We start from the raw sequence: 16,281 nt of genomic DNA on the forward strand, positions 1-16,281 counted from the left end.
TGATCTCTGAAGGTCTGCGGGCGGCCTTCCCGGACATGATGCTGGTCACTGAAGAACAATCCGACTCCCACAAAGAGCGCGGCGATACCTTTCTGATCGTCGATCCCTTGGATGGCACCAAGGAATTCATTCACCGGCGCGGCGATTTCACCGTGAATATCGCGTTGGTGGAAAAGGGCGTGCCGACCCGTGGTGTGGTCTATGCTCCGGCTAAGGAACGGATGTTCTTTACCCTGGCGGATGGCACCGCTGTGGAGGAAACCGGCGCGTTTGATCCGGACACTATCGGTGAAGTAACTCCGATCCGGGTCGCCAGCAGTGACAACGCTGCATTGATGGTGGTGGCGTCGAAATCGCACCGCGATCAGGCAACCGACGATTATATCGGAAAGTACAATGTGAAAGACAGCAAGAGCGCCGGCTCTTCGCTGAAGTTCTGCCTGGTGGCCACCGGCGAGGCGGATCTGTATCCGCGTGTTGGCCGTACCATGGAATGGGATACAGCTGCCGGTCATGCGGTACTCGCAGGCGCTGGCGGAAAAGTCGTGCGTTTTGACGATCACACCCCGCTTGTTTACGGCAAGGAAGGCTATGCGAACCCGTTTTTCATCGCCTATGCACCGGCTGTGGAGCTGAAGAAAGCCTGATGTCTGTTCTGATCGTCATCCCCGCCCGCTACGCTTCGACCCGCTATCCCGGCAAGCCGCTGGTGCCGCTCACCGGTGCCACCGGCGGAAAGCGGACGCTGGTGGAGCGGTCTTGGCGGGCGGCCTGTACGGTGCAGGGCGTCGACAGGGTGGTGGTTGCGACGGATGACATTCGCATCAGGCAGGCGGCAGAGGGCTTTGGCGCCGAGGTGGTGATGACCTCGGAAAGCTGCGCCAATGGCACCGAACGCTGTGCCGAGGCGCATGCGGCGCTGGGCGGCGGCTATGACATCGTGGTGAACCTGCAAGGGGACGCCCCGCTGACACCGCACTGGTTTGTCGAGGATCTGGTGGCGGGGCTGCGGGCCTCCCCCAGCATGGGGCTGGCGACGCCGGTGCTGCGCTGCAATGGCGGTATGCTGAACAGTCTTCTGGCCGATCGCAAGGCCGGCCGGGTCGGCGGCACCACCGCAGTATTTGCCGAAGACCGCAGTGCGCTCTATTTCTCTAAAGAAGTGGTTCCGTATTGCGCGCAGGCCTTTGGTGATGGCGAAGTTACGCCGGTCTTTCATCATGTTGGTGTCTATGCCTACCGTCCGGACGCCTTGGCGGCGTATTCTAACTGGACAGCGGGGCCGCTGGAGAATCTGGAAGGATTGGAACAGCTGCGCTTCCTGGAAAACGGCCGCAAAGTTCTGTGTGTCGAAGTCGAAGCCCGAGGGCGCGAGTTTTGGGAACTCAATAACCCGGAAGACGTGCCGCGGCTGGAGGCGATGATGAAGAAGATGGGTCACGAGTAGGCGGAGAATGGTAGTAGGTACTGACACAGGCAAATACACACTAGAGGGATGCAGCCAGGGGCCGATGGCAGCGGCATCGCAAAATGTTGGGGACAGCCAGGTCTAGCGGAGCTTCACCCTTCCCCGAGGGAATGTGAAAACGGTATCCGGCCTGGAATTTTAGTATTGAGAGAGCGCCATGCGTAAAAAGGTAACTAAGGCAATTTTTCCCGTTGCAGGTATGGGAACCCGTTTCCTCCCCGCAACCAAATCCGTTCCGAAGGAAATCATGACTCTGGTCGACCGGCCGCTGGTGCAATACGCCATCGACGAGGCGCGTGCCGCCGGGATTAAAGAGTTCATTTTTGTCACCTCGCGCGGCAAAGGTGCGCTGGAAGACTATTTTGACCATTCGCCGGTGCTGGAGCAGGAGCTGCGCAAAAAGGGCAAACAAGACCTGTTGGACTTGTTGCAAGACACCAATATGGAATCAGGAGCCATTGCCTATATTCGCCAGCACAAGGCGCTGGGCCTGGGCCATGCAGTCTGGTGCGCCCGTCGGCTGATCGCCAATGAGCCCTTTGCGGTGATCTTGCCGGATGACGTGATCGCAGCGGAAAAACCGTGCCTGCAGCAGATGGTCGAAGCCTATGAGGAAACCGGCGGCAACATGGTAGCAGCGATGGAGGTTCCGCCTGAAAAGACGTCCTCTTACGGGGTGCTTGATGTGAAGGACGACATGGGCCAGGTGGTTTCGGCAAATGGTATGGTAGAAAAGCCGAGTGCAGGCGAGGCGCCTTCGAACCTGGCGGTGATCGGCCGCTATATCCTGTCGCCTTCGGTTTTGAAAAACCTCAACAAGATGAAGTCGGGTGCGGGCGGCGAGATCCAACTGACTGACGCCATTGCGGAGGATATTGCGCAGGACGTGCCGGTTTACGGCTACCGGTTCCGCGGCCAGCGGTTTGATTGCGGCTCCAAGGCGGGCTTTTTGCAGGCAACCGTGGCCTTTGCGCTGGCCCGCGACGAGCTGCGGGACGATCTGATGAACTACATTTCCGAGATCGCGCAGGTTGGTAAAGCCGCGCAGTAACCAGTCTGGCCGTCTCCCGGGGCGGCCCCGAATGGGGCAGAGACAGTGACACATATACTTGTAACCGGTGGAGCCGGCTATATCGGCTCGCATGCCTGCAAAGCGCTGAAAGCGGCGGGCTATATCCCGGTAACCTACGACAACCTGGTAACCGGCTGGCAGGACGCGGTGAAATTCGGCCCGTTTGAAAAGGGCGATTTGAGCGACCGGGCACGGCTGGATGAGGTATTTGCCAAGTATCAGCCGGCTGCTGTGATGCATTTCGCGGCGCTCAGCCAAGTGGGCGAAGCGATGAGCGAGCCGGGCCGCTATTGGGCCAACAACACCGGCGGGTCGCTCAATCTGATTGAGGCCGCAGTGGCGGCAGGCTGCCTGGACTTCGTGTTCTCCTCGACCTGTGCCACCTATGGTGAGCATGACAATGTGGTGCTGGACGAAAACACGCCGCAGCTGCCGCTGAATGCCTATGGCGCCTCCAAGCGCGCGGTCGAGGATATTCTCAAAGATTTCGGTGCTGCGAACGGGTTGCGTTCGGTGATCTTCCGTTATTTCAATGTGGCGGGGGCTGACCCTGAGGCCGAGGTGGGCGAGTTCCACCGCCCGGAGACCCATCTAGTGCCGCTGGTGCTGGATGCGGTTGCGGGAAAACGCGATGCGCTGACCATTTTCGGCACCGATTACGATACTCCGGACGGCACCTGCATCCGCGATTATGTGCATGTCTGCGATCTGGTGGACGCGCATGTCTTGGGGGTGAAGTGGCTGGAGGCGGGCAAAGGCAGCCAGGTGTTCAACCTTGGCACCGGTTCTGGCTTTTCCGTGCGCGAAGTGATGGACAAGGCCGAGGCGGTGACCGGTCAGAAGGTGCCTTGCAACACAGGTGAGCGCCGCGCGGGAGATTGCACCAAGCTGGTGTCGGGTTCGACCCGTGCGGTCACCGATTTGGGCTGGGAGCCGCGCCGCTCCACCTTGGAGGTGATGATCGCCGACGCGTGGAAATGGCATAAGACAGGTCACTACGAGGCCTGAGCATGGCGCGCTCCGCCGCCCCTGACATGCCGCCTCTGGGCCTCGCCTGGGCCTACCGGATGCGGTGGAAGCGGCGGCGCATGCTGTGGCGGGCGTTGCGGGCCCGTCGTCAGATGTGCAAATTGGCTGATCGTTCAGGCCGAATCCCCAGGAACGGGGTTCTGGTCTTTATCGTTTTGCGCAACGAGATCACCCGGCTGCCCTATTTCCTGGAGTATTACCGGCGTCTGGGGGCTGTGCATTTCCTGGTTGTCGATAACGATAGCAATGATGGGAGCCCTGAATATCTGGCCCGGCAGCGCGATGTTTCCGTTTGGCAGACCGCTTCTAGTTACCGGGAGGCGCGCTTTGGGCTCGACTGGCTGGGTTGGCTGCTGATCCGCTACGGCCATGGGCGCTGGTGTCTGACGGTGGATGCGGATGAGCTGCTGGTCTATTCCGGCGTGGAAAAGCGCGGGCTGGACGACTTGACGCAAAGCCTGGAACAGCAAGGGCGCCGGGGTTTTGGCGCCCTGATGCTCGATCTCTATCCTAAGGGGGCGCTGGGCGCGCAAAGCTATGCGCCGGGACAGGACCCGTGCGAAATTCTGCAATGGTTTGACACGGGGCCATACCGGGCCGTGCGGCAGCAGCCGATGGGCAACCTTTGGGTCCAGGGCGGCGCCCGCGAAAGAGTTTTTTTTCAGAAGCAGCCAGAACGTTCGCCGACATTAAACAAACTGCCGCTGATTCTTTGGGACCGGCGCTATTCCTATGTGAACTCAACCCATTCGCTGCTGCCTCCGCAGATGAATGCGCTCTATGACGGGCCGGGCGGGCCGGAGCCCTCAGGAGTACTGCTGCACACCAAGTTCCTGCCTGAAATTGTTTTCAAGTCAGCAACAGAAAAGCAGCGGCGGCAGCACTTTCATACGCCGCTGCAGTTTGACAGTTACTACGACGAAATCTCGGGAGCTCCGGACTTGTGGCATTCTGGATCGGTTCGGTACCGGGAGCCGGAGCAGTTGGCAAATTCCGGGTTGATGACGCCGATCATCTGGTGACTTGCCGAACAGCCACAGAAGTGTTGCAGCAAGGCCGTGCGGATGCGTAACTGTTTCTAAATTCGTTGTTAATACAATATGCCCGTGACATATTGTGCGGAAACTTGAGGCAGGTTCTGCTAGGCCTGTACGGGTGAGCGCGCTCCCTGGATATTAGTTTGGAGTGAACGTGGGGCTTTGGGATTCTTACCGGATGCGATTGCGGCGCAAGCGGCGTTTGATCCGTGCGGTGCGCAAATCCAGTGAGCTAACGACTGTGCAGGACAAGACCAAGGCAATCCGGCCGGGGGATATCCTGCTGGTCTGCACCATGCGCAACGAGCAGATCCGGCTGCCCTATTTCTTGCAGTATTACCGCAGCATGGGAATCAATCATTTCCTGTTTGTTGACAATGGCTCTACCGATGGTAGCGCGGATTATCTGCGCGGCATGGACGATGTTTCTCTGTGGCACACCACAGCGAGCTACAAGCGTTCCGGCTTCGGCATTGACTGGATGAACGGCCTGAAACGCAAATATGCGGATGGGCATTGGGTTCTGGTGGTGGATCCGGATGAATTCTTTATCTACCCGTTCTGCGACACCCGGCCGATACGCGCTTTGACCGATTGGCTGGACAATTCGGCGATCCGCAGTTTTTCGGCCATGCTGATTGATGTCTATCCCAAGGGCAGAATTGGCGAGGTTCCGTACCAGCCGGGTCAGAACCCGTTGGAGATTGCCCATTGGTTCGACAGCGGCAACTACACGATCAGCCGCAACCCGGAATACGGCAATTTGTGGATCCAGGGCGGGCCGCGGTCGCGGGTGTTTTTTGCAGACCAGCCCCAGCGAGCGCCGGCGCTGAACAAGATCCCGCTGGTCAAATGGCACCGCCGCTTTGCCTATGCCAGCTCTACCCACGCGCTGTTGCCGCGGGGATTGAACCAGGTCTATGAGGCCGATGGTGGCGAGAAAGCAAGCGGGGCGCTCCTGCATACAAAATTTCTCGATACCTTCACGGTTAAGGCGCAGGAGGAACTGGTCCGCGGGCAGCATTATGCTGGCTCCGCAGAGTATAAGGCCTATGCAGGAAAGCTGGAGGATCAGCCCGAGCTGTGGTGCAAATGGAGTGAAAAATACATCAACTGGCGCCAGCTTGAGATTCTGGGGATGATGTCCAAAGGAAACTGGGCATGAGCGCGGTCGGGGTCGTCATGCTGGTGCACACCGCGTTGGAGCGGGCGGCGCAGGTGGTGCGGCACTGGACAGCCAGCGGCTGCCCGGTGGTGCTGCATGTCGACCGCAACGTGGGGAATCAGGCGTTCACGCGTTTCAAAGACGCGCTGGCAGATGACCCGCTGGTCAGGTTTTCCGCCCGCCATCGGTGCGAATGGGGCACCTGGGGGATTGTTGCGGCTTCGCAATCGGCGTCCGAGATGATACTGGCGGAGTTTCCGCAAGTGCGCCATGTCTATCTGGCCTCCGGGTCGTGCCTGCCCCTCCGGCCGGTGCAGGAGCTGATCGATTACCTGGCAGACCGCCCGCGCACCGATTTCATTGAAAGCGCCACCACTGCGGATGTGCCGTGGATTGTCGGCGGACTAAGCCATGAGCGTTTCACGCTTAGGTTCCCGTTTTCCTGGAAGAAACACCGTTATCTGTTCGACCGTTACGTGGATCTGCAGCGCAAACTGCGTTTCAGGCGCCGGATCCCGGCCGGCCTTGTCCCGCATATGGGCAGCCAATGGTGGTGCCTGACCCGTCATACCCTGTCGGCGATCCTGGAGGATCCGGAACGTCCGGTTTATGATACCTATTTCCGCAAGGTCTGGATTCCGGATGAGAGTTATTTCCAGACTCTAGTGCGGCAGTATTCCAGTAATATCGAAAGCCGCTCTCTGACGCTGTCGAAATTCGATTTCCAGGGTAAGCCGCATATCTTCTACGATGATCATTTGCAGCTTCTGCGCCGGTCCGATTGCTTTGTTGCCCGCAAGATCTGGCCTCATGCTGATCGCCTGTATCAGGCGTTTCTGACCGACCCTGCTGGCGCGATGAAACGGACTGAGCCGAACCCGGGAAAGATCGACCGGATTTTTGCCAAGGCGGTAGAGCGGCGCACCCGCGGCAGGCCAGGTTTATACATGCAAAGCCGGTTTCCCGGCCAAGGCTCGGAGAATGGCATTACATCCAGCCCCTATTCGGTGTTCCAGGGATTTACGGAACTGTTCGACGATTTTGAGGGCTGGCTGGCCCGAACCACGGGCGCGCGTGTTCATGGGCACATATTCGCTCCGCAAGGGGCGGCGTTCTCTGAAGGGCAGAGTTTGATCAATGGTTGCCTCAACAGCCATGCCAGGATCCGCGACTATAATCCGGAAAGCTTTCTGACCAGCCTGATCTGGAACACCCGCGGCGAACGCCAGTGTTTTCAGTTCGGACCCGGCGACAATCAGGCAGTAAACTGGTTGATGGCGCGGGATGCAAATGTGCAGATTTCTGTCATCAGCGGTGCCTGGGCGGTGCCGTTGTTCAAATCCAACAGCAATTTCGCAGAACTCCGGCAGAAAGCGGCAAAACTGCAGCAGACAGAGGCTGAGCAGTTGCAGATCCTGCGCTCGCAATGGACCAAGGCACGGGTGCGGATCTGGAGCATGGCCGAGTTTGTAGAGGCACCGATGGAGCCGTTGCAAACGATCATTGACGAAATCGGCCCTCTGGCAGCACGTCATCTGAGCGAGGCCCCCAAGATGACGAACCTTGAGGGCTTTGGGCAGTTCCTGCAAAATCTCAAAAATCAGGGCATGCATCCCTATTTGATGGGAGATTTCCCGGTTGAGCAAAGCCCGGTCAGCCTCTCCAAGCCGCAACGCAAACCCTATCTGGTGCGATAAACTCTGATGCCTGCTTCTTCGTTCGATTATTTTGTGGTCTTTGCAGAAATGCGGACGGGCTCCAATTTCCTGGAGGCCAATCTGAATGCTTTTGACGGGCTTGCCTGCCACGGCGAAGCCTTCAATCCGCATTTCATCGGCTATCCGAATAAAAGCGATATCCTGGGGGTGACTCAGGCCATGCGGGAGGCGGATCCGGCCCGGTTGATCCAGAAGATCAAATCAGATCCAAAGGCGCTGGGCGGCTGCCGCTACTTCCATGACCATGATCCGCGGGTTCTGGATCTGATGCTGGAAGATCCGCGATGTGCCAAGATCATCCTGACCCGCAACCCGCTGGACAGCTATGTTTCCTGGAAGATTGCCAAGGCAACCGGGCAGTGGAAGCTGACCGATGTAAAACGCCGCAAGGAAGCCAAGGCGCAGTTTGATGCGGCAGAGTTTTCCGCCCATGTAGAGTCGCTGCAAGATTTTCAGGTGACACTGCTGAACCGGTTGCAGGCTCTGGGGCAGACGGCGTTCTACGTGGCTTACGAGGACCTGCAAAGCGTTGATGTGATGACCGGGCTGGCGCGCTGGCTGGGCGTTTCGCAACAGATGGAGGCACTGGATGGGAGCCTCAAGCGGCAGAACCCTGCGCCGGTGCTGGCCAAGGTGGCAAACCCTGAAGCAATGCAAGAGGCGCTGTCGGGCTTGGACCGCTTCAACCTCACCCGCACCCCCAATTTCGAGCCGCGCCGCGGCCCGGCGGTCCCTGGTTATGTGGCGGGAGTGGTGACGCCGCTTTTGTACATGCCCATCAAGGGCGGGCCGGAGAAAGAAGTTGTGCAATGGATGGCCGGGCTGGATCACGTGGCGCCAGATGGGCTGATCCAGGGCATGAATCAGAAACAGCTGCGCCAGTGGAAGCGGGGCAATAAGGGGTTCCGCAGCTTTACCGTTTTGCGCCATCCCGCGGCGCGGGCCCACGCTGTGTTCTGCCATCGGATCTTGAATGCCGGCGAAGGCAGCTACCGTGCCATCCGCAATACGTTGCGGCGGCAGTTCGGGTTGATTTTGCCCGAAGAGGGACCGGATGAGGGTTATACCCGTGCGCAGCACCGGGACGCTTTTTCCGGCTTTCTGAACTTCGTTCGGGCCAATCTGTCAGGTCAGACTTCCATCCGGGTGGATGCGGAGTGGATCAGCCAAAGCCAGACGCTGGCCGGGTTCGCTGAACTTGGGCAGCCGGATTTGCTGATCCGCGAGGCGGAGATGAGTGAAGATCTGCCTGCACTGGCCCGCAGGCAGGGACGGCTGGAGCCAGGCGAAGTTCCGGCTGTAGCACCCCAGGCGCCTTTTGGGCTGGATGAGATATACGATGCGGATCTGGAGGCGCTGATCGGTTCGGTTTACCAGCGCGATTATCTGGCGTTTGGCTTCGATCCTTGGCGTGCAGGCTGATCCGCCTGCGTTAAAACGGGTGCAGTGCGCCCGTACCCGCCGGAGGTTTGACTGAGGCTACATTTAGGGCGGCTTTGGGCCTGGTTCCGCATTTGGCGCAGAACTTTTCAAATCAAGGAAACTACTGGCAAGCGGAGGCTGCCGCACGGACCGATGGGAAGAGTGAGGTGAAATGGCGGGAGACTGTCTGGATAGGAAGCTGGGGCGAGGTGGCTTCTGACCAAAGTCACGCAGGCGTAAAAACCCGCAAAATCGACTGCGGGCAGACTTAGTACAGAAATCAGGCCGCTTGTACGGACTGATCTTCTGTCAGGATGGTGTATAGCGTAGCCGGGTCGTGGTTGGCGCGCAGTTTGGTGCAGAAGCTTTGTTCGCGCAGGGTGCGTGACACCAACGCCAGCGCCTTCAAATGCTCGACACCGGCATCTTCCGGAGCAAACAGGGCAAAGGCAATATCCACAGGCTGGCGGTCAACCGCTCCGAAATCCAGCGGCTTTTCCAGGATCAGGAAGATGCCGCGAACCTCGCTGACCGTGTCGAGCCTGGCGTGCGGCAGTGCGACGCCATGGCCAACCCCGGTGGGGCCAAGGCTTTCGCGGTCCAGCAAGGCCTCGACCGCCGCTTGGGCATCCTGGCCGTAGGCAAGTTGAGCGATGTCTGCGATTTCCTGAAACAGGCGCTTCTTGCTTGAGACCGCACCGATCACCCGGACGGCCTCTGGCTTGAGGATGCTGGAAATGTGCATATGTCTGCTCCGTTCCGGCGCCCCCACTGGGGCGCCGATGCCTTAGGTGTGATTACGGATCGATCCAGCCGATGTTGCCGTCTTCGCGGCGGTAGACCACATTCAACCCGTCTTTGCCTTCGTTGCGGAAAACCAGAACCGGTGCCCCTGCCAGCTCCATCTGCATCACCGCCTCGCCGACCGACAGCGACGGTATGCGGGTTTCCATTTCGGCGACGATGATCGGCTGCAGCGAGTCCGGTTCGGAATCCGCTTCCTCTGAGGCGAGGATATACGAATTGGCGCCCAGATGTTCAACCGGTTCGCTGCGATCCTTGTGGTGATCCTTCAGCCTGCGCTTGTAACGGCGCAATTGCTTTTCCATTTTTTCGCAGCAGGCATCGAATGCGGCGTAGATTTCGGTTTCGTGCGCCTTGGCCTGGGCGCTCAATCCGGTCGACAGATGGACGGTGGCTTCACACACGTATTCATGCGCCGAACGGGAAAAGACCACGGACGCGTCGGTTGGCCGTTCTGCGTATTTCTGAACGGCCGAACCCAGCTCGTTTTGCACATGTGTCTGCAGAGCTTCGCCGATGTCGATCTGTTTACCGCTTATTTTGTAACGCATGTGATCTCCTTTACGAATTATTGCGGCCGGGCCCGCCGCCAAGGCAATCCTTGGCGCTATCACGTCAGGTCCGGAACCGGGGGGCAGGCCAGCCGTCCGGGTGCATCCATCCGGGCCTTGTTGCCAAGGCTATTAAGCGGATTGCATCGGACTGCGCGTATGCCATGGGTCAATTCGACGGCAAGTCGGCGGGAGAGTCAATGGATATCCCGGAAAAAAGAACCAAGGCTTTTCAGGCAGAATTCCCGGTGGTTCGCTGCCAGCGCGAGGGTTAGGAAATACGGAAATTGTCGCCCAGGTAAACCCGGCGGACGTTTTCATTTTCAACCACTTCCTCGGGGCTGCCAGACATCAGAACCTGGCCGTCGTGCAGGATATAGGCGCGGTCAACGATCTCCAGCGTTTCACGTACATTGTGGTCGGTGATCAGCACCCCGATGCCGCGTTTCTTGAGGTCGGCCACCAGATGGCGGATGTCGCCGACCGAGATCGGATCGACCCCGGCGAAGGGTTCGTCGAGCAGCAGGTACTTGGGGTCGGCCGCCAGGCAGCGGGCGATTTCTACCCGGCGGCGTTCACCACCCGACAGCGCCAGCGCGGGGGCGCGGCGCAGGTGCTCGATCGAGAAGTCCGACAAGAGCTCTTCCAGCCGCTCGCGCCGCTTGTGCTCATGCTTTTGCGAGATATCCAGAACGGCAGAGATATTGTCCTCGACCGACAGGCCACGGAAGATCGACATTTCCTGCGGCAGATAGCCGATGCCCAGCCGCGCGCGCCGGTACATCGGCAGGCCGGTCACGTTCTGGCCATCGATGCTGACGGTGCCTGCTTCGGGGAAAACCAGACCTGCAATGGTGTAAAAACTGGTGGTCTTGCCTGACCCATTGGGGCCCAGCAGTGCCACCACCTCGCCCCGGTTCAGCGACATCGATACGTCCCGGATCACCACCCGTTTGCGGTAGGACTTGCGCAGTTTGTCAATGCGCAGCCCGGAGGAGCCTTCAGTGACGGTCAGACCAGGTTTCGTCATCAGTTGCTGCCGCCGTCCGGGTTTAGGATCGTTTTCACGCGGCCGGCCATTTTGGCGGTGCCCGTGGTCAGGTTCACCTCGAGCCGGTTGGAAGCGAGAGTGCCGCCTTTCTGGCTCAGCAGCACATTGCCGGTCATCACGATGGTACCTTGATCAATCGTGTATTCGGCGCGTTGGGCCTCGGCAGCGTCCGGACCGCTGACCAGAACCACATTGCCGGTGGCTTCCAGCCGTTCGATGCCGGCTTTGGCTTCAGTTTCGCCAGCGGTTTTGTAGATCACCAGAACCTTGTCAGCGGACAGCCGCATGATGCCCTGTACGATGAGCACACTGCCGGTAAACTCTGCCGAGCCATTGGCTTGGTTTACCGCCAGATTGTCGGCGGTGACTTCAACCGGCTGACTGGGGTCGGCTTTGACCGCGCCAAAAGCAACGGATGCTGTCTGCGCTGCCGCGAGGCCGGGAAAGACCGCGAGCGGAAGGCAAAAAATCAATGCGCGCAAATAGGACACAGTTTATCTTTCCGGTTGCTGGGGGTCGTATAGCAGCTTCACCCCGTTTTTGAACAGTATGTGGACCGGTCCGCCCCCGGTTTTCGCTTCGATCCGCATGTTACCTGCGGTCAGCTCGCCGATTGGGCCTGCCGCACGGACTGAGCCAGGGCTGCCGGCTTCCAGCCCGCTGAGCGCTGTGTTTAGCTCCTGGGTCTCAACGATCAGCCCGTCTGCGGTGGTGATGGTCACATTGCCGCTAAAGCGCGCCATATTCTGGCCAGGATGGATCGCGCCGCTTTCCGACTTAAGCGTGATCCTGCCGCCCTCAGCCAAAATGAATTCGGCGGAAAGATCGCTGGCGACGGCAGGTGTGCCGTCACTGCCCGGTCGGGCGAGCGCAGCGGTAACCATGATCTCGTCGCCTTGTGCGGTGGTGCCGGAAAAGAAGGGGGCAGTGACTTGCTGGCCTTTCATCCGGTCTTCGATTTCCTTTTGGGCAAAAGGGATCACCGCGTCGGTGTTCACTCCGCGGGAGATCAGGAACATGGTGGACATCAGAACCAGTGCTGCCAGCGGCAGCAGCACCTTGAGATAGGCAACGGCTCTGGAATAATTGTCCATGCTTTTTCTCACCGGCCCCAGCGTCAACCCAGACCTGCGCGCAGGCAGTCGTGGATATGCAAGAGACCTTCGGCCTTGCCGCCATTGTCCGGATCAACCACGAACAGGCAGGTGATCTTCCGCTGGTTCATAACGGCGACGGCCTCCTGGGCCATGGCGCCGGGAGCAATAGAGGCGGGGTTTGCAGTCATGACTTCGGCAGCGCTCTTGTCCAGCAAACCGTCCATATGGCGGCGCAGGTCGCCGTCTGTGATAATACCGGCGAGCGCCCCATCTGCGGAGGTCACGCCTGCCACTCCAAATCCCTTCTGGCTGATCTCGATCAGCGCATCGGACATCGGGGTATCCTCAGTGACAAGCGGCAGGGCATCTCGGGCGTGCATCAGGTCGCGGACCTTGCTGAGCTGCGCGCCCAGTTTGCCGCCTGGGTGGAAGTCGCGGAAGTTCTCCGGGCGGAAATTCCGGTGTTTCATCAACGCTATCGCCAGCGCATCGCCTATTGCCAGTGTCAGCGTGGTGGAAATTGAGGGTACCATGCCAAAACCGCAGGCCTCGCCCAATGAGGGGATCTGCAGATGCACATCCGCTTGCTTCATCAAGGTGCTGTCCATCTTGCTGGACAGCCCGATCAGCGGAATCCCGAAACGGCGGGTGAAAATCAGTAGATTGGCCAGTTCCGGCGCCTCTCCCGAGTTGGAGATTGCCAGCACAACATCGCCTTCGGACAGCATCCCCAGGTCGCCATGGCTGGCTTCGGCCGGATGCACGAAATAGGCCGGCGTGCCGGTGGAGGCCAGGGTCGCGGCGATCTTGTGGCCGATATGGCCGGATTTGCCGATGCCGCTGATGATGATGCGGCCCTTGGCCTGCAGGATCAGCTGCACCGCTTCGGCAAAGCGGCCATCCAGACCTTCAGCCAGCGTGTTCAGCGCCTTGGCTTCATCAGTGATCACCTGCCGCGCGGTGACGAGGAATTTGTCAGTGTCTGTCATGAGTGAGCAAAAATGTCGATGTCGGGCCAGCCGGCCAGGTCCAGCTTGGCACGCATGGGGAGGAAATCAAAACAGGCTTGCGCCATTTCTGTACGGCCCTCGCGGGCGAGGCGCTTGTCCAGTGCTTTGCGCAGCTTGTGGAGGTGGAGCACGTCGGAGGCAGCATAATCGAGCTGTGCTTCGGTCAGTTCTTCAGCGCCCCAATCGCTCATCTGCTGCTGTTTGGATATGTCGATGGCCAAGAGTTCCTGGGTCAGGTTCTTGAGACCATGACGGTCGGTGTAGGTGCGGACCAGGCGGCTGGCGATCTTGGTGCAATAAACCGGGGCCGCGAGGGCGCCGAATGCGTGGTGCATGGCGGCAATGTCGAAGCGGCCAAAGTGGAATAATTTCAGCACATTTGGGTTTTCCAGCATCCGGCACAGGTTGGGTGCTTCGGTCTGGCCTATTTCGACCTGCACGATATGGGCATTGCCGTCACCGCCTGACATCTGGATCACGCAGAGCCGGTCACGGTGCGGGTTCAGGCCCATGGTCTCGCAATCAATGGCGACAACGGGGCCGAGGTCCAGCCCGTCGGGCAGATCGTTCTTATACAGGTGGTTGGCCACTGGAATTCCCTTTTCGTGATCATCGCGCCGACAGGTGCTGGAGTGGAGATAGGCGCTTTGGCGGTCAAACTCAACTGCGGCAGGGCAAGCTGGTTTACGCGGGCAGAAGCAATTTTCCGCACACAACATGGGGAAAGTGCTGAATTCCAATGTTCGGGGAATGGTGCCCAGGAGAGGACTCGAACCTCCACGTCCATACGGACACTAGCACCTGAAGCTAGCGCGTCTACCAATTCCGCCACCTGGGCAGGTGTCGTGGGATCGGCGTATAAGCGGAGTCGCAGGCAGCGTCAAACGAAAATGGCCCGGCCCGCGTTGCAAATATTTGCGCTTCAAGAAACACGGCTGAAACGAACGCAATCTATGGTGAGGTGGCTGTGGAAATTCGGGCCAGTGCTGAAGCCGGATTGGTTTGCGGGCATGGTGGTCAGCGATGGCTAAGGGAGAAAACCTTACCGCTTGACGCTTTGCCAATGCTGCGCATGAAGCGACCCGAAGGGGCGAGCGGAGGATAATAGAATAGACCACCCGGGAAAGACCGTTCGACAGTAAGGACAATTGCTGTCGCAGGCACAGTCGAGCCCCTGTTAGGCGTACACAGGCGAGAGCGAAACGAACCTGATGTTCCAGCGCAGCCCTTGGACGAAGCCGCTCCGCGGCATTGGCGCGGGAGGCTGGTGTTCAGCGATGATCTGACAGTGGTGCATTTGGGGAACCGGCATTTCTGCCTGACGATTGAGGCCTTCTCAATCGAAAGACAGGAGGTTCCCATGACAGGGGAGAGATCGACCCCGCTTCGAGAGCGGATGATCGAGGACATGCGCATCCGCGGGATGGGCGATCAAGGATTTTGCCATTTTCCTCGGGCACCCGCCGGATACCGCCACACCGGAGGAATTCCGCGCCTATCAACTGCAGATGACGGATACAGGGGTAACGCCGGCGACTTTCAACGCCCGGATCGTGGCGCTCAGGTTCTTCTTCGGCATGACTTGCAGGCGCGAGGAGATGAAGCGCTGCATGCAGTTCCGCACCCAGCCCAGAGATCTGCCTGTAGTCTTCAGCGTGGAAGAGGGTATCGGACATCCTGATGGCGGCGCCGGGGCCCGGGCTCAAGTACCGTGCCGCGCTCAGCATCTCCTGCGGCGCGGGGCTGCGGGCCGCCGAGGTCTGCAACCTCAAGCCCGGCGATACCGACAGCGACCGGATGCTGATCCATGTCGACCAGGGCAAAGGGCGGAAGGACCGGAAGGTGATGCTGTCACCCGGGCTTCTGAGCTTGCTGCGCGGCTACTGGCGCGAGGTGCGGCCGGAGGGCTGGCTGTTCCCCGGCAAGCCGAAGATCAACCCGCTGCCGCCACTGCAGCTGAACCGCGCCTTCACGCCAGCGCAGAACATGGCCGGCATCAAAAAAGGCCGCCACTCTGCATATCCTGCGGCACAGCTTTGCGACGCATCTGCTGGAGGCCGACACCCCCTCTCGGCAGCATCCTGCGGATGCGCCTGCCGGGCAGCGGATGTCCGGATCATCCAAGTGCTGCTCGGCCATGCCAAGCTGAGCACGACGGCCCAATACACCGATGTCGCCACCAAGACGATCCGTGACACGGTCAGCCCCTACGAGATGCTGGCGCAGTTGCAGGATCAGACGCTCAAGCGAAGCCTGAAGTGACGGGGCGCCGGGGTGTCCCGCCCGGGGCTGGAGATTGCTGATATATTCCGTGCCCATGGCCCCGCGTGGCGGCGGGCCAATGCGGGGCATGTCAGCCTGACCCATCCCCCCCACATCCATATGATCGTGCCCGGTGGCGGCCTGTTTCTGGAGGGGCTGATGGCGCTTCTCCGCGCCGGGGAGCTGGCCTTCTTCGGCGGCCTGGAACCGCTGGTGCAGGCCGGTGCCTTCGCAGAGTGGCTGGCTCCTTTGCGCAAGTCCGAATGGGTGGTCTATGCCAAACCGCCCTTTGGAGGCCCGGAAGCCGTGCTCGCCTATCTCAGCCGGTACACCCGCAGGGTGGCCATCTCGAACCGCCGCCTCGTCAGCGCCGGCGCCGGCACCCTGCGTGAGCCATGCCCGTGCTGTGGCGGGACAATGCACATCATCGAGATCTTCCGGCGCGGGCAAAAACCCCGGTCCCGCGCGCCACCGCGGGACCAAGCCGCATGACGAAACACCCGTCCTTCCGGAATTGTGAACACCGGGCATCCCGACAAGCCCGGCGGGAACCCTGTTTGCGGGCTCTCTACCCGGAGCCGGGGACCACGCAGCA

The 16,281-nt window shown here is 59.9% G+C and carries 16 protein-coding genes, 1 tRNA gene and 1 pseudogene; 10 read left to right on the top strand and 8 right to left on the bottom strand.

From position 1 onward, the window contains the following. From VOI29_RS12985 to VOI29_RS13020, 8 genes are all read left to right on the top strand, one after another. A partial coding sequence (locus VOI29_RS12985; protein WP_323779365.1) for a 3'(2'),5'-bisphosphate nucleotidase CysQ occupies positions 1-647 on the top strand: 647 nt, incomplete at its 5' end. Beyond that, on the top strand, positions 647-1,447 hold the full coding sequence (locus tag VOI29_RS12990) for a manno-octulosonate cytidylyltransferase (RefSeq protein WP_323779367.1): 801 nt from the start codon (positions 647-649) through the stop codon (positions 1,445-1,447). The genes VOI29_RS12985 and VOI29_RS12990, both read left to right, overlap by 1 nt. Positions 1,448-1,625: 178 nt before the next feature. Continuing rightward, positions 1,626-2,519 carry a UTP--glucose-1-phosphate uridylyltransferase GalU gene (gene galU / locus VOI29_RS12995; protein ID WP_323779369.1) on the top strand — a complete coding sequence of 298 codons (894 nt, stop codon included), beginning with the start codon at positions 1,626-1,628 and terminating at the stop codon, positions 2,517-2,519. A 45-nt stretch (positions 2,520-2,564) separates the two neighbouring features. Continuing rightward, a complete protein-coding gene (gene galE / locus VOI29_RS13000; RefSeq protein ID WP_323779372.1) occupies positions 2,565-3,548 on the top strand; it encodes a UDP-glucose 4-epimerase GalE in 984 nt (327 codons plus the stop codon). Between the two features lie 2 nt (positions 3,549-3,550). Continuing rightward, positions 3,551-4,591 carry a glycosyltransferase family 2 protein gene (locus tag VOI29_RS13005; protein ID WP_323779374.1) on the top strand — a complete coding sequence of 347 codons (1,041 nt, stop codon included), beginning with the start codon at positions 3,551-3,553 and terminating at the stop codon, positions 4,589-4,591. Positions 4,592-4,784: 193 nt separating this feature from the next. Continuing rightward, positions 4,785-5,771 (top strand): glycosyltransferase family 2 protein, encoded by a 987-nt coding sequence (locus VOI29_RS13010; protein WP_323779396.1) that lies wholly within the window; start codon positions 4,785-4,787, stop codon positions 5,769-5,771. After that, entirely contained in the window at positions 5,768-7,468 is a 1,701-nt protein-coding gene (locus VOI29_RS13015; RefSeq protein ID WP_323779376.1) for a beta-1,6-N-acetylglucosaminyltransferase, read from the top strand. The genes VOI29_RS13010 and VOI29_RS13015 overlap by 4 nt, the downstream gene beginning before the upstream one ends. 6 nt (positions 7,469-7,474) lie before the next feature. Next, complete coding sequence (locus VOI29_RS13020) at positions 7,475-8,911, top strand: sulfotransferase family 2 domain-containing protein (RefSeq protein ID WP_323779378.1); 1,437 nt, start codon at positions 7,475-7,477, stop codon at positions 8,909-8,911. A 280-nt stretch (positions 8,912-9,191) separates the two neighbouring features. On the opposite strand, the gene VOI29_RS13025 is transcribed toward VOI29_RS13020, so the two are convergent. The 8 genes from VOI29_RS13025 to VOI29_RS13060 form a co-directional block, all read right to left on the bottom strand. Then, positions 9,192-9,656 carry a PTS sugar transporter subunit IIA gene (locus VOI29_RS13025; protein WP_323779380.1) on the bottom strand — a complete coding sequence of 155 codons (465 nt, stop codon included), beginning with the start codon at positions 9,654-9,656 and terminating at the stop codon, positions 9,192-9,194. Positions 9,657-9,708: 52 nt separating this feature from the next. Then, positions 9,709-10,266, bottom strand: coding sequence for a ribosome hibernation-promoting factor, HPF/YfiA family (gene hpf / locus VOI29_RS13030; protein ID WP_323779382.1), 558 nt, complete (start codon positions 10,264-10,266; stop codon positions 9,709-9,711). Between the two features lie 271 nt (positions 10,267-10,537). Beyond that, positions 10,538-11,296, bottom strand: coding sequence for an LPS export ABC transporter ATP-binding protein (gene lptB, locus VOI29_RS13035; RefSeq protein WP_323779384.1), 759 nt, complete (start codon positions 11,294-11,296; stop codon positions 10,538-10,540). Then, positions 11,296-11,808 (bottom strand): lipopolysaccharide transport periplasmic protein LptA, encoded by a 513-nt coding sequence (gene lptA, locus VOI29_RS13040; protein WP_323779386.1) that lies wholly within the window; start codon positions 11,806-11,808, stop codon positions 11,296-11,298. Before lptA ends, lptB begins: the two co-directional genes overlap by 1 nt. 3 nt (positions 11,809-11,811) lie before the next feature. Then, positions 11,812-12,411 (bottom strand): LPS export ABC transporter periplasmic protein LptC, encoded by a 600-nt coding sequence (lptC, locus tag VOI29_RS13045; RefSeq protein ID WP_323779388.1) that lies wholly within the window; start codon positions 12,409-12,411, stop codon positions 11,812-11,814. A gap of 23 nt (positions 12,412-12,434) precedes the next feature. Beyond that, the gene (locus VOI29_RS13050; RefSeq protein ID WP_323779390.1) at positions 12,435-13,403 is read right to left on the bottom strand and encodes a KpsF/GutQ family sugar-phosphate isomerase; all 969 of its coding nucleotides are present in this window, start codon (positions 13,401-13,403) and stop codon (positions 12,435-12,437) included. Next, positions 13,400-14,014: a ribonuclease D gene (locus tag VOI29_RS13055; RefSeq protein ID WP_323779392.1), complete on the bottom strand. Its 615-nt coding sequence runs from the start codon at positions 14,012-14,014 to the stop codon at positions 13,400-13,402. The genes VOI29_RS13050 and VOI29_RS13055 overlap by 4 nt, the downstream gene beginning before the upstream one ends. A 161-nt stretch (positions 14,015-14,175) precedes the next feature. Continuing rightward, positions 14,176-14,262 (bottom strand) — tRNA-Leu (locus VOI29_RS13060). A gap of 842 nt (positions 14,263-15,104) precedes the next feature. Between VOI29_RS13060 and VOI29_RS13070 the strand changes: the two genes are divergently transcribed. Both VOI29_RS13070 and VOI29_RS13075 read left to right on the top strand, forming a co-directional pair. Continuing rightward, a complete protein-coding gene (locus VOI29_RS13070) occupies positions 15,105-15,686 on the top strand; it encodes a tyrosine-type recombinase/integrase (RefSeq protein ID WP_323779394.1) in 582 nt (193 codons plus the stop codon). 93 nt (positions 15,687-15,779) lie between these two features. Continuing rightward, positions 15,780-16,178, top strand: a pseudogene (locus tag VOI29_RS13075) (transposase); the annotation flags it as partial. Positions 16,179-16,281: the final 103 nt, after the last annotated feature.

This window comes from Leisingera sp. (genome assembly GCF_034669605.1).
GTDB lineage: Bacteria > Pseudomonadota > Alphaproteobacteria > Rhodobacterales > Rhodobacteraceae > Leisingera.